Annotated in this window: 7 protein-coding genes; 3 read left to right on the top strand and 4 right to left on the bottom strand. The window is 71.9% G+C overall.

Going from position 1 to position 13,874, the window contains the following annotated elements; all coding sequences use genetic code 11:
- Nucleotides 1–23: 23 nt before the first annotated feature.
- The 4 genes from D7X32_RS06365 to D7X32_RS06350 form a co-directional block, all read right to left on the bottom strand.
- Entirely contained in the window at nt 24–1,334 is a 1,311-nt protein-coding gene (locus D7X32_RS06365; protein ID WP_120601608.1) for an adenylosuccinate synthase, read from the bottom strand.
- A gap of 12 nt (nt 1,335–1,346) precedes the next feature.
- Nucleotides 1,347–5,006, bottom strand: a complete 3,660-nt coding sequence (locus tag D7X32_RS06360; protein ID WP_120601607.1) for a UvrD-helicase domain-containing protein — start codon at nt 5,004–5,006, stop codon at nt 1,347–1,349.
- The gene (locus D7X32_RS06355) at nt 5,003–8,248 is read right to left on the bottom strand and encodes a PD-(D/E)XK nuclease family protein (protein ID WP_120601606.1); all 3,246 of its coding nucleotides are present in this window, start codon (nt 8,246–8,248) and stop codon (nt 5,003–5,005) included. Before D7X32_RS06355 ends, D7X32_RS06360 begins: the two co-directional genes overlap by 4 nt.
- A gap of 344 nt (nt 8,249–8,592) precedes the next feature.
- A complete protein-coding gene (locus tag D7X32_RS06350) occupies nt 8,593–9,576 on the bottom strand; it encodes an alpha/beta fold hydrolase (RefSeq protein WP_158625618.1) in 984 nt (327 codons plus the stop codon).
- Between the two features lie 116 nt (nt 9,577–9,692).
- Here D7X32_RS06350 and D7X32_RS06345 point away from each other — a divergent pair, with 116 nt between their 5' ends.
- The 3 genes from D7X32_RS06345 to D7X32_RS06335 all read left to right on the top strand — a co-directional run.
- Nucleotides 9,693–10,601: a LysR family transcriptional regulator gene (locus D7X32_RS06345; protein ID WP_120601604.1), complete on the top strand. Its 909-nt coding sequence runs from the start codon at nt 9,693–9,695 to the stop codon at nt 10,599–10,601.
- A 57-nt stretch (nt 10,602–10,658) separates the two neighbouring features.
- A complete protein-coding gene (locus tag D7X32_RS06340; RefSeq protein WP_120601663.1) occupies nt 10,659–11,552 on the top strand; it encodes a phosphatase PAP2 family protein in 894 nt (297 codons plus the stop codon).
- Between the two features lie 161 nt (nt 11,553–11,713).
- On the top strand, nt 11,714–13,874 hold a 2,161-nt coding region (locus D7X32_RS06335), incomplete at its 3' end, for a CHASE3 domain-containing protein (protein WP_120601662.1).

Below are 13,874 nucleotides of genomic sequence, written 5' to 3'. Positions count from 1 at the left end.
GACCACTTCGGCCTGCGTCCTTCCTAGCTGCGGAAGGGGTTCTGCAGGAGCACCGTCTCGCCGCGGTCGGCGCCCACGGAGACGCACACCACGGGCACGCCGCTGACCTCTTCCACGCGGCGCACGTAGCGCTTGGCGGCCTCGGGCAGCTCATCGAAGGTGCGCACGCCGGCGAGCTTCTCATCCCAGCCGGGCAGCGTTTCGTAGATGGGCTTCACGCGCGCCAGGTCCTCGTAGTCACCGGGCAGCTCCGTGACGCGCTGGCCGTCCAGTTCGTACGCGTTGCAGATGCTGAGCGTCTTGATGCCGCTGAGCACGTCCAGCTTGGTGAGCGCGATGCCCCACAGGCCGTTGACACGCACCGCGTAGCGCAGCACCACGCCGTCCAGCCAGCCGCAGCGGCGCGGGCGGCCCGTGGTGGCGCCGAACTCGTCGCCCACCTTGCGCAGCCGGTCTCCCAGCTCGTCGCTCAGCTCCGTGGGGAACGGGCCTCCGCCGACGCGCGTGGTGTACGCCTTGCTGATGCCCATCACCTTGTCGATGGCCGTGGGCCCCAGGCCCGAGCCCACCGCGGCGTTGCCCGCCACGCAGTTGGAGCTGGTGACGAACGGATAGGTGCCGTGATCCACGTCCAGCAGCGTGCCCTGCGCGCCCTCGAAGAGGATGCGGGCGCCGCGGCGGACCTGCTCGGAGAGGAAGAGGGACACGTCGTGCACGTAGGGGCGCAGCCGCTCGCCCAGCGCGGTGAACTCCGCCAGCACTTGCGGCGTCTCCAGGCGCGGCACGTCCACGCCCGCCTGGGCGCACAGGTCCTTCAGCTCCTCCAGCGCGGCGGGGAGGCGCTCGTCGATGCGGCGGCGCAGGCGCTCCGGGTGGAGCAGGTCGCGCACGCGGATGCCCCGGCGGGCCACCTTGTCTTCGTAGGCCGGACCGATGCCCCGCCCCGTGGTGCCAATGGCGCTGCCGCCGCGGGCCTTCTCGCGGAAGCTGTCCAGCAGCTTGTGCCACGGGAAGATGACGTGGGCGTTGTCGGAGATGAGCAGCTGCGCGTCATCCTTGAGGAAGCCGCGCACCTTGAGCGCGTCGATCTCCCCGACGAGGACGGCGGGATCCACCACCACTCCGTTGCCAATGACACACGTCTTGCCCGGGTGAAGGATGCCCGAGGGGATCAGGTGCAGGACGGTCTTCTGCCCCCCGACCACCAGCGTGTGGCCCGCGTTGTTGCCGCCCTGGAAACGGACGACCACCTGGGCGTGCTCGGTGAGAAGGTCGACGACCTTGCCCTTCCCCTCATCTCCCCACTGCGCTCCGATGACGACGACGTTCGGCATGGTGCCCGCCGCTTAGCACGCGGGAGGGGCCGGGTGACAGTGTTCCGCGAAGCCGCAGTGAAGGGCCTGGCAGGCTGCCTTGTCCCACCCCTGCCATCCCCGCGTGGATTCGGCCTGGACCAGGGCCCGGACGCCCTCGGCCAGCCGTCGCACCGCCCCGGCGTCAGCGGATCCGGCCGGGAGGAATTCCGGCTCCGGGGACGCATCCCCCAGGAAGGCCACGCCCACCCGCACCGGCACCCCGTCGCGCACCATCCGCGCGGACGCCAGGGACAGGGCCGTCAGCTCATGAGCGCACGCGGCCGGCCCCAGGGGGTGGCGGGCGCCCGGGCGCAGGAGCACCGCCACGGCCTCACCGTCTGGCGACTCCCAGAGCAGGTCCACGGCCCCTTCCACGCTGGCGCCGTCGTCCAGGTCCAGCACGAAGTCCAGCCCCCGGTGGATGGAGGACGCGGGCACCGCCGACAGCTGGCGGGCGAAGGAGGTCTCCAGGAAACGTTCGACGGTGGTCATCACGTCGCCCAGTTCGTCCTCGGCCGGATCCCGGCCCGCGCTCCGCAGCAGGTTCTCCAGGTGCGCGCGCCGCTCGGAGGCTTCCGCGTCCGAGCCCGCGAGCGACAGGTCCACCTCTCGCAACAGCCGCGTGACGAGCTGGTCCGGACGCTCCACGGGCAGCCAGCCCTCGGGCTCGACGAAGAGGGGCGCGGACCGCGCGGGGGCTTCCCAGGGTTCGGATCCGACGGCGAGCCCCAGCCGGTGGAGCTGGTGGTAGCGGCGCGGGCACGTGAGGAAGTCCTGGACCGCGCGCACGGAGGCGATCGCCGGAGCGTCGGTGAAGAGGGCTCCGGACGCGGCATCGGACATCCGCTCCAGAGCGGACTCCAGACGGATCCGAGCCTGTTCGCGCTGTTCCTCCGTGGGAGGCTCCGGATCCGCGGGCGGGGGCAGCTGCTCCACGTCCACGTCGCTGGCGAGCGACCGCAGATCCGGATCCGCGTCCAGCCGGCGGTCCACGCGGTGCCACCACGTGTCCGTGCCCGCGCGCTTCTCCTCTCCGCCCGACAGCACGAGCAGGTCCTTGGCGCGCGTGAGGGCCACGTAGAGCAGGCGCAGGTATTCGGCGTCCTCGCGGGCCTTCAGTTCGGCGCGCACGGCCTCGAAGCGCTCGGAGGTGAAGGTGTCCAGCGAGTCCGGCATCCAGGGCCGCAGGGCCAGGCCGAAGGAACGTTCGAAGTACGCGCGGGCCGACGTGGTGCGCCTGCGTCCGCCCATCCCAGGCACCACGACCACCGGCCACTCCAGGCCCTTGGCGCGGTGGATGGTGAGCAGTTGCACGGCGCGCGGGTCGCCCTCGTCCAGCAGGTCCGCCTGGGCTTCGTTGGGGTCGGAGTCCGCCAACTGGCGCAGCTCACGCGCGAAGGCCACGCAGCCTCCCGTGCCGCGCTCATCCCGCCGCGCCGCCAGCGACAGGAGCTTCTCCACGTTGGCGCTCGCCTGCTCCGCGTAGGGCGAACCCGCCAGCGCTTCGCGATACCCCGTTGCCTCCAGCGCGGCATGCAGCAGGGCATGCACACCCAACCGGTCGCGCTCCTTGCGCAGCACGGGGATGAGCTCCAGGAAGCGCGCCAGCCGCGACTGCTCACGCGCGGACATCGCGGCGCGGACGTCTGGATCCACCAACCGGGATGAACCGAGCGACAGGGGCAGGTCCCCCGCCAGCCGGAACAGCGACGCGTCCGACAGGCCCACCAGCGGCGAGCGCAACACCGCCGCGAACGCCAGGGCATCGTCCGCGTCCGCGAGCAACGCCAGCAACGAGGCGAGGTCGCGCACCTCCTGGGCCCCGTAGAAGCCCCGGCCTCGCAGCACCCGGTGCGGCACGCCGTGGTGGATCAACGCCTGCCGGTACTCCTCCAGGTGCGTGAAGGTCCGGAAGAGGATGGCCACGTCGCCTCCGCGCGCGGGGCGCAGGCCCTTCCGGTCCTCCGCCATCACCGTCGCCGGAGCGCCAGGAGCGAGCATCACCCGCAGCCTGCGAGCCACCGCGTCCGCTTCGTACTCGCGCAGCTCCGGAGCCGTGTCGGCCTCCGGCAACGTGATCCGCTCCACCACGGGCCCTTCGGCCAGCTCCGGGCGCGTGGGGGACAGGTCGTCCGTTGCCGCGTCGTAGACGACCTCGAAGGGACGGGGCGTCGCCTCCTTCGCCACGAGCAGCCCGGCGAACGTGCGGTTGAAGAAGGACAGGACGCCCGGCAGCGAGCGGTAGTTGTTCTGGAGGAAGCCGCGCATGCCGCCTTCGGCTTCGATCTTGTCCGCCAGGACCTTGAACACGGACACGTCCGCGCCACGGAACTCGTAGATGGACTGCTTGCGGTCACCCACCGCGCACAGGAACGCGGGCTCCAGGGGCAGCGAGGCCACGAGGTCCGCGCCCGCCGCCAGCTCGCGCGGGCCGCCCTCGCGCTGCTCCGACAGCAGCAGCACCAGCTCCAGTTGCAGCCGGTTGGTGTCCTGGAACTCGTCCACCAGCAGCGCGCCCAGCCGCTCCTGCACCTGCTGGCGGAACTCCGGATGGTCGCGCAAGAGGTCGCGCGCCTTCACCAAGAGCGAGGTGAAGTCGAACACGTTGCGCCGGGTCAGCTCCGCGTCGTGCCGCTCCTCCACCTGGCCCAGCAGGTCGCGGAAGGTCGCTTCGAACGGAGCCGTGCGCCACGCGGCATAGGCATCCTCCAGCCGCCGCACGGAGCCGTCGCTCTTGCCCTTCACCCTCCAGAGCAGCTCCTTGAGGCACGCGCCCGCGCCCTTGCGCAGGTTGACCAGGTTCTTCGGCTCCGACAGCAGCGCGGTTCGCAGCGCTGGGAAGTGGGCCGGCTGCATGAACGTGTCCGGCGTCATCCCCTTCAAAGCGGGCTCGCACGCGTTCAGGAGCCCGCTCCACTCACCCTTGGTGTCCTGGGCGCGTGCGTCCAGGCACAGGCGGCGGCAGTCCTCGATGAGCGCTTCGAGCTGTGCCTTGTCCGCGACGCCGTCACCCACGCGCGCCGTGGCGGCCTTGAGGCCTTCCTCGCGCAGCGTGCCGTAGACATCCATCAGCGCGGCCACGAGCCCATCGGAGAAGCCGGAGCCGGAGAAACCCAGCTCCGCGCACAGCTCGCGCACGCGCGCGTCGCCGCCCTCCAGCGCGTCCAGGACCACGCGTTCGGTGACGTCCTCCAGGAGGCCCGCGGCTTCCAGTTCGTCCAGCACTTCGAACGCGGGATCGATTCCCACCGCGGGCGGCGCGCGGCGCAGCAGCTGACCGCAGAGCGAGTGGAACGTGCCCACCGTCGCGGCGCCCAGCTCCTCGCGCACCTTGCGCCACGCGTCCTGCGTGGGGAACGGACGCTCCAGCCTCGCGAGCGACGCGCGCAGGTCCTTCTCCGCGTCCAGCGGCACGTCTCCCTGGGCCAGGGCGTCCAGGCGCTCGCGGACGCGCTTGCGCATCTCCGCGGCGGCCTTGTCCGTGAACGTGAGCATGCACAGCCGGGATGGACGCAGCGGCTCCGCCTGCCGCGCTCCCGCGAACAGGTGCAGCGTCATCGTCACCAGGCTGTACGTCTTGCCCGCGCCCGCACCCGCCATCAGGGCCAGGTTCTTCTCCAGCGCGAGCATGTGGGGCGCGGTGTCGCTCATCCGCTCCCCTCGTCCGAGATGCGGCGCTCGGTGATGCGGCACACCGCGCGGTAGCCGCACTTGCCGCAATCGTTGGGCCGCGCCGGGAAGTCGCCCTTGCGCAGGCGCCGCACCAGGTCCTCCACCGCGTTGGGCAGGTTGAGCCCGGCGGCGTCCGCCACGCGCTGGCGCACCTCTGGATCCGTGGACAGCAGGTCCTCCAGCTCCGCGGGCGGCAGCACGGCGGACAGGTGGATGGCGTCACCCGTGCGCAGCGAGAACCACGCCGCGTTCTTCGCGCCCACGTGGCCCGCCTCGCGCGCAGCGTAGAGGTACAGCGGGAGCTGGAAGTCCGAGCGCAGCAGGTTCTCCTTCAGCGTGCGCTTGTCCAGGCGGCCCGTCTTGTAGTCGATGACGCCCACTTCCGCGCCGGCCGTGTCCAGCCGGTCGATCTGCCCCTCGAAGACGATGGCGTCCTCCGCCACCATCAGCTTCACGTCGCTCCAGCGCTTGTCCTCGGCCGCGGGACCGAAGCGCAGCTCGAAGCCTTCGGGCACCAGCGGGTCGAACGGCAGGCCGTGACGCGGATCCGCGAGGATGCGCCGGGCCATCGCGTGGGCCTTCTCTCCCGCGAGCTTCCACAGCTCGTGGTGGCCCACGTGGTTCAGCTCCGCGAAGTGCCGGCTGGCCTTCTTGACCGCCTTCTCCAGCACGTCGTCGGGGATGTCCTCCGGCGCCTGCCCCAGGAGCTTCTTCTCCTTCAGCGCCTGGAACACCTCCTCCATCACGCGGTGCCAGAAGGTGCCGCGTCCCCGGGCGTCGAACTCCTCGCTGGCCACCACGGGCTCGGCCACCTTCAGGCCGTACGCGATGAAGCCCTGGAAGCCGCAGTTGCCGAACTTCGACAGGGCGCTCGCGGACAGCGGGCGCTCCAGGCCGAAGTGGAACGTGTCGCGCAGCTTCTGCTCCAGCTCCGGACCCTGCACGCCGCCGGTGAACTCGCCGGGCAGTTCGTCCTCGCGGCCGAAGAAGCGCAGGCGCGCGGCCTCCATGTGGGCCAGCTCTCGCGCGGTGCGGAACCAGTCGTCCGTGCCGAAGCGATCCTTGAGCAGCGGTCCCGCGGGGTCGGGCTCCGTGACACGCAACGTGGGGAACGACAGGCCCGCCAGCGCTTCCAGCGCCACGGTGCGCCGCAGCTCCGACGCCGTGAGCACTTCGTCCAACGGCAGCACGGGCGGCAGCGTGCGCGTGGCCCACTTGTGGCCGGTGAGCCTGCGCACCTCCTCCAGGAACGCCGAGGGCACCTGCTCCTGTCCGCCCGCGGCCTTCACCGCGAACGACAGGCTCAACGTGCCCTCCGCCGCCGCGAGCGCGCTGGCGAAGAGCAGCCGGTCTTCCGTGAGGCGCCAGGGCGCGCGGTCGTCGAACTCGCCGCCGGTGAGGCGGAACACGTCCCGGGTCAGGTGCTGGTTGAGCGCCACGCGCTCCGCGTCCCCCAGCAGCGGCGACGGCGGATCGCGCCCGGGGAGCCGGCCTTCCGTGAGCCCGGCGACGAAGAGGTGACGGAAGGTGCGGCCCGGAACATCGGCCAGGTCCAACACCTCCACCGCGCCGGTGGACGCACCCCGGGCGGGCAGGTGCACGTCGCGCAACGCGTCCGCCAGCCACCGGCCCAGCACGCGCCGGGTGATGCGGGGACCTCCGCCCACGGCGCGCAGCGAGCGCAGCAGCGCTTCCATCCGCTGACGGAACGCCGCGAGCGCCGCGTCGTCCCGGGCCCTGGCGTCCTCGATGCGCGCACCCAGCGCGCCAGCCTCGCGGGGCTCCAGCGGTCCCGCCGAGTCCAGCAGGCCCAGCCGCTCCACCACCTTCCACCACGCGGCGACCGACTCCGCGGCCGGGGCCTCCTGGGGGATGTGGCGGCATTCGTCGATGAGCCGCATCACGCGGTCGCGCAGCGCGCGCACGGCCATCACCTTGACCGCGTCCTCCTTGTGCCTGCCCCCCTGCGCGGCCATCCGGCGCGCGAGCCCGTCCAGACGCACGTCGTAGGCGCCCTTGCCTCGCGTCGCGCCCAGGCGGTCGTCGCGCGCGGCGGCGAGCGCGAAGAGGGTCGCGGGCGCATCCGGCCCTCCGCGCGACAACGAGGGCACGTAGCGGCTGGAGACGAGTTCCGCCACGCGCTCCGCCGGGAAGCCGTCCTCCATCAGCACGGGCAGCTCCAGCGCCAGCCGCACCGGCCCCGCGAGCGCGAGCGGCTCACCCCAGGGCAGACGCACCGGCACGCCCAGGTCGCCCAACGCCTCCGCGAGCCACCCTGCCTCCGGCCCCAGGTCCCGGTACGCGATGGCGATGTCACCCGGCGCGCTGCCCGCGTCCATGAGCCGCCGCACATCGCGGGCCACCACGCGGGCCTCCTCACGCGCGGACGTCGCGTTCCACACGGACAGCCCATCCACCGCGCCCTTCAGCACGTCGCGCGCGGCGCGGGGCGAGAACAGGTGCCGGCCCAGGTCCGTGAAGGGGCGGCCCTCGAAGGTGACGTCCGCCTTGAAGAGGTCCACGTGGGGCATGGTCTCGCCCCGGTTCTCGAAGGCGCGGAACAGCGCCGCGAGCGCCGCGTCCGCCACCGGCGAGCCACCCACCGGTGTCTCCACGCGCAGCGACACGCGACGCGCCTCGCACGCCGCCGCGAGGCCCATCAGCAGCTCCAGCTTCGACGGGCGCACGTCGTAGACGCCGTGGAGCACCAGCCCCGTCACGCCGTCCCAGCCCGTGGGCCACGCGCCCCGGTCCAGTGCCTCGCGCGCGCCCCGGAGCACGTCCTCATGGTCCGCGAGTCCCAGCTCCGCCAGGCGCTGTTCGTACAGGTGATAGAGCCGGGCCAGGACCCGCGCGCGGGTGCGGCGCTCTGGCGGCAGCACCTCCGCGGCGTCCTGGAGCTCGCGCGGGGAGAGCCGGCCCGCCTTCAGGTCCAACAGCACGTCCGCCGCGGCGCGGGCGAAGGCGGGCTCGCGCACGTAGTCGCCGAACGGCGTGGTGCCCAGCGTGCCACCCAGGCCTGACACCACGGCGCGCGCCGTCATCGCGGGACAGGGCCGCCGGTTGAGCTCGCGCGCCCCACCCAGCGCGTGGACGAAGTCGTCCCACGTGAGCAGGTGGGTCCCCACGGAGATGCCCCGCGCACGCCTCTCCGTCCGCAGGGCAGCCTGGCGGCGCGCGGCATCGGGGAAGACGTGGAGTGTGCGGCCAGGGCGGGGCATGCGGGGCGAGGACTCTAGAACGGCCAGGGGCGCCGTTTTCATGCTCCTTTCGAGGCATTCCCACACCCTGGCCCGTTGTCCGCCCGCCTGCTGCCCTCCGGAACCCGGGAAGTCCGAGGTCGCGGGCCTTCCACCCGACCTGGGACAGCTCCGCTCAGGCCAGAGGTTCCCAGGCCTTCGGTCATGACTTCTGTCCTCGCTGGCGCTTTCCGTCGGGGCCGCGCCGAACGAACGGGTCCGACTGTCGGACCCGTTTGGAACTCGGCGGCTGGCACCGCGGCCGCGCCGAAACCTGTCCGACACGTCGGCATGGACGCGCAGGGGCTTGGGGCTCAGCCGCTCCGTCAGCGCGCGGAGAGGAAGACTTCCACCTCACGGGCGAGCAGCGCGGGTGCGGAGACGTGGGCCACGTGCCCCTGTCCCGGCAGCACGCGGAGGGACACGTGCGGGAGTGCCTTCGCCAGGGCTTGAGCCGGTTCCGCGAGGAGCACCTGTGGGCTCTGGTCGCCCAGAATCACGAGGGTGGAGGTATCCACGGCGCGGAAGCGCTCCACACCCATGGGAAGGTCCGCCACCGCGCTGATTTCACGCACGAAGCTCTCCATCATGCCGAGCTGCTTCGCCCACTGGGGCGTCTGGCGGAAGGCTTCGAGCTGCTCCGGCGTGAGCATCCGGAAGATGTGGTGCTGCGCGGCCACGAGCGCCGCGTCCGGTCCCTCGCGCTTCCAGGTCGTCCGGACGCGCTCCACCGCTTCGCGCGCGATGGGCTGGGAGATGGGAAACGGAGGTTCATAGAGCACCAGCCGTGCCGGAGGCCGCCGCGTCGCCGCCTCCACCGCCAGGATGCCACCCAGTGAGTGGCCGAACAGCGAGGCACCGGGCCCGGCCTCCTGCATCAGCGCGAGCACGTCCTCCACCTCGCGCTCCAGCGCGTACGCCGCGCCGTCCGCGCTGGCGCCGCGTCCTCGCCGTTCCAGCACGAAGTTCGTGAAGTGGGGAGACAACCGCGACGCGACGTCCCGCCAGTCGCCCCAGGTGCTGAGCGTGCCGTAGATCCAGACGAGCGCGGGCCCCTGGCCGTGCCGGAAGTAGGACAGCGAGGTGCCATCCGCGGAGGTGATCCGGTGCTGGGTGAAGGCCGCCGGCTCCTGCCCGACCGCTCCGTCCGAAGCCGCGCGCGTTCGGGCACCGGACGCGCTCCCGCAGCCCGCGAGCATCAGCGCGGCCCCCGCGCTCAGCACGCCCCGGCGGGAGACCGTGCCGTCAGGCGGTGTGGGATGCGACGACGGTGGAGCAAGAATCGGCGGAGCCTTCCAGGGCGTGGACATGGCGCGTGTTTCCTTTCGCCAGCATTCATGCGGTGGAAAAGGCGTGCGCGAAATGACGCTGTCTGCCATTTCACTCCGGACATCGGTGTCTTGAATCATCAGGCCTGGAGGAACGCATGGAGAGCCTGTCCGCCATTGGCGTCTTCGCCCGCGTCGCGGAGACCGGCAGCTTCGCCTCCGCGGCCCGTGCGCTGGGCATCACCCCTTCCGCCGCGAGCAAGAGCGTGGCCCGCCTGGAGGAGCGCCTGGGCACCCGCCTCTTCCAGCGCACCACGCGGCGCATGCACCTCACCGAACAGGGCGCCCGCTTCCACGAGCGTTGCATCCGCGCCCTCACGGAGTTGCGCGACGCCGAATCGGAGCTCGCCCACGCCGTGCGCACGCCTCGCGGCCGCGTGCGTGTCTCCGTCCCGGAGATGCTCGCCCTGCGGCTCATCATCCCCAACCTCCAGCGCTTCCGCCGCGAGTACCCGCACCTGGAGCTGGACCTGGACGTGAACGACCACGTGGCCGACATCGTCGGGGACGGACTGGACGCGGCGGTGCGCTGCGGGGAGCTCACCGACTCGCGCCTCATGCGCCGCAGGCTCGGCCCCAAGCGCTTCATCCTCTGCGCCTCCCCCGCGTACCTCCAGGCGCACGGGACGCCGCGCTCGCTCGACGCGCTCCAGGAACACGACTGCATCCGCTACCGCTTCGTGTCCACTGGCCGCGTGGAGTCCTGGGCCCTGCGCCAGCCCGTGGGCGCCTCCGCGCCTCGCATCCCGGAGACCTTCGTCTTCAACAACAGCGAGGCCGTCACCCACGCGGCCCGGGCGGGCTTCGGCATCGCCCAGTTCGTGGAGCTGATGATCCGCCCGGAGCTGGAGGCCGGCACCCTGCGCCCCTTCCTCCGCGAGCACTCCCTGGAACGCGGCGCGCTGTGGATGGTGTGGCCCCAGGCCCGGCGCACCCCTCCCAAGGTGAAGGCCCTGGGCGACTTCCTGGCGCGGCTCGTCGAAGAGGACGAGGCCGGGACGCGCTGACCCCACTCCGGCCGGATTGCAACCAGGGGGCGGAGCGCCCTTATGCTCCGCCGCCCCATGCCTGCCTCCTACCGGACCCTGGCCACCTTCTGCCTGCTGCTGCTGGCGCCGCTGTCCCCCGCCGCCGCGCAGGACACCTCCGATGCACCGCGCGCGCTGCGCTTCGACTGGACCCGCGACGGCATCATCACCGGCACCGCCGGCGTGCTGTGGATCTCCAGCGAGACGGTGTTCAAGGGCAACCTGGCCCCGGCGCAGTGCCGCTGGTGCGACCGCGCTCCGGATGGCACCGACCGGCTCAACCAGTTGGACCGCTGGGGCCGAGGCATCGCGGGCAACACCGAAGCGTCCCGCAAGCGCGCGGACACCTGGAGCAACATCCTCGGGTTCGCGGGCCTGCCGCTGGCCCTGCTGGGCACCCAGTACGCCGTGGGCCACAGCAGTGGCGCGTCCCGTGAGTTCTTCGCCCAGGACGCCACCATCATGGTGCAGAGCGCCGTCCTCGCCTCCGTCGCCAACCAGGCCGTGAAGTTCACCCTGGGCCGCGAGCGCCCCTTCGTCCACGTCCTGCCGGAGGAGGACAAGGGCCTCACCGCGCACCCCAGCGACAACAACCTGTCCTTCTACAGCGGCCACACCAACCTGGCCTTCTCCCTGGCCGTGTCCGCCGGCACCGTCGCCTCGATGCGCGGCTACAAGCACCAGGCCATCGTGTGGGGCGTGGGTCTGCCGCTCGCCGCGTCCGTGGGCCTGCTGCGCATGGGCGCGGACAAGCACTACCTCTCCGACGTGCTCACCGGCGCCTTGCTGGGCACCGCGTTCGGCGTCGCCGTGCCCCTGCTCCTGCACGGCCGCGTGGACGACGCGCCGCCTTCCACCACGCGAGCGTCCTCGGTGTCGCTCAACCCGATGGTCGGCGCCCAGATGGTGGGCCTGTCGGGCGCCTTCTAGGCACGTTCGCGGCCGGGCGCGCACAAGGCGACACTTCGGCCGTCACGGCTCCCGGACGCACCCGCCTGACATGGTAGTCGATCCGTTCACCTTCGTCGGACGGGTCCTTCCGTGCGCTCCATCCTGACTGTCTTCCCTCCGTGCGCCGTGGGGCGGTGTTCATGAGCCCGCCCCGCGTGAAGGACGCCCCGCGCATCGAACGCTTCGGGCCGGCGCTGCCCCCTTCCACGTTCACGGGCTTCGCCGTGGCGGCGCTGGCGGTGCTCGCCATCGCGCTGCTCTCCTACCGCACCCTCCAGACGCGCGCGGCCGCGGGCGACATGGTGACGCACACGCTCACGGTCGTGGCGAAGCTGGAGGAGGTGCTGTCCACCGTGAAGGACGCGGAGACAGGCCAGCGCGGCTTCCTGCTCACCGGCGCGGAGAGCTACCTCAGCCCCTACACCCACGCGAAGAAGACCCTGCCCGAACGGCTCACGGAGCTTCGCGGCCTCATCGCCGACAGCGCCGTGCAGCAGCAGCGGCTGGACCGGCTGGAGGGCGCCGTCACGGAGAAGCTGGCGGAGCTCCAGGAGACCGTGGACCTTCAGCTGCGCGGAGAGGGCCGGCAGGCCATCGCCGTGGTGAAGGAGGACCGCGGCCTGGCCGCCATGCGCACCATCCGCGCCACCCTGGAGGAGATGGAGCTGGAGGAGCGCACGCTGCTCACGCGGCGCAACGCGGAGTCCCAGGCGTCCGCCAATCTGGCCCTCGTCGTCACCCTGAGCGGCTCCGCGCTGCTGTTCGCGCTGCTGGGCATCGCGGCGTACACCACCGCGCGCGACTTCCGCGCCCGCGCCATCGAGTCGTGGCTCCAGACCGCCCAGGCGTCGCTCGCCACACGCATGCAGGGCGAACAGCGGTTGGACCGGCTGGGCGGCAACATCCTGCGCGTGCTCGCCGACACGTTGGAGGCCCAGGTGGGGGCCCTCTACGTCGCGGACACGGCGAACCACTTCCGCCGCGTCGCCGGCCACGCGCTGCCCCCGGACCTGGAGGCGAGGAATGAGCACCTGTCCCCCGGTGAAGGACTGGCCGGACAGGCCCTGAAGGACGGACGGGTCTTCCACCTGCGCGACGTGCCCGAAGGCTACCTGCCCATCGCCTCTGGCCTGATCCGCGGCCGCCCTCGCCATGTGCTCATCGCGCCCTCCCAGGTGGACGGACAGGTGAACGCGGTGCTGGAGCTGGGCTTCCTGCACCCGGTGCACCCGTCGGACCTGGAGCTGCTCCAGCGGGTGTCGGACGCCATCGGCGTCGCGGTGCGCTCCTCGCACGACCGCACCCGCCTGGAACAGCTCCTGGAAGAGACGCAACGCCAGGCCGAGGAACTCCAGGCCCAGCAGGAGGAGCTGCGCGTCTCCAACGAGGAGATTGAAGAGCAGAGCCGCGTCCTCAAGGAGTCCCAGTCGCGGATGCTGACCCAGCAGGAGGAGCTGGAGCAGACCAACGCCCAGCTGGAGCAACAGGCGCGCCTGCTGGAGAACCAGCGCGACGACCTGACCCTGGCGCAGGTCACCCTCACGGAGAAGGCCACGGAGCTGGAGCGCACCAACCGCTACAAGAGCGAGTTCCTGGCCAACATGAGCCACGAGCTGCGCACGCCGCTCAACAGCTCGCTCATCCTCGCGAAGCTCCTGGCGGACAACAAGGAAGGCAACCTCACCGCCGAACAGGTGCGGTTCGCGCAGACCATCGGCTCCGCGGGCAATGATCTGCTCGCCCTCATCAACGACATCCTGGACCTGTCGCGCATCGAGGCGGGCAAGGTGGAGGCTCAGTGGGAGTCCGTGGGCCTCCAGCGCTTCGTGGAGAACCTGGCCCGCACCTTCCAACCCGTGGCCGAGCAGAAGGGCCTGCGCTTCGCCACCACCGTCGCGCCGGATGTGCCCGAGACGCTGGAGACGGATCCGCAGCGGCTGGGCCAGGTGCTCAAGAACCTGCTCGCCAACGCCTTCAAGTTCACGGAGGCGGGCGAGGTGACCCTCACCCTCACCCCCGAGAGCCCGGGCCGCGTGGCCTTCCGGGTGCGTGACTCCGGCATCGGCATCCCGCGCGAGCTCCAGGGCGCCATCTTCGAAGCCTTCCGGCAGGCCGACGGCAGCACCCACCGCAAGTACGGCGGCACCGGCCTGGGCCTGTCCATCTCCCGCGACCTGGCCCGGCTGCTGGGCGGCGACGTCACCGTGCACAGCACGCCGGGCGAGGGCAGCACCTTCACCGTCACCCTCCCCCTGCGCCCGGGCGCTCCGGTGCCGGCGGTCCGCGAGACGCCCCCCGCAC

Source organism: Corallococcus carmarthensis, from assembly GCF_003611695.1.
Classification (GTDB): domain Bacteria; phylum Myxococcota; class Myxococcia; order Myxococcales; family Myxococcaceae; genus Corallococcus; species Corallococcus carmarthensis.
The sequence above is the reverse complement of the archived record's forward strand: the minus strand, read 5'-3'. Positions and strand labels throughout refer to the sequence as shown.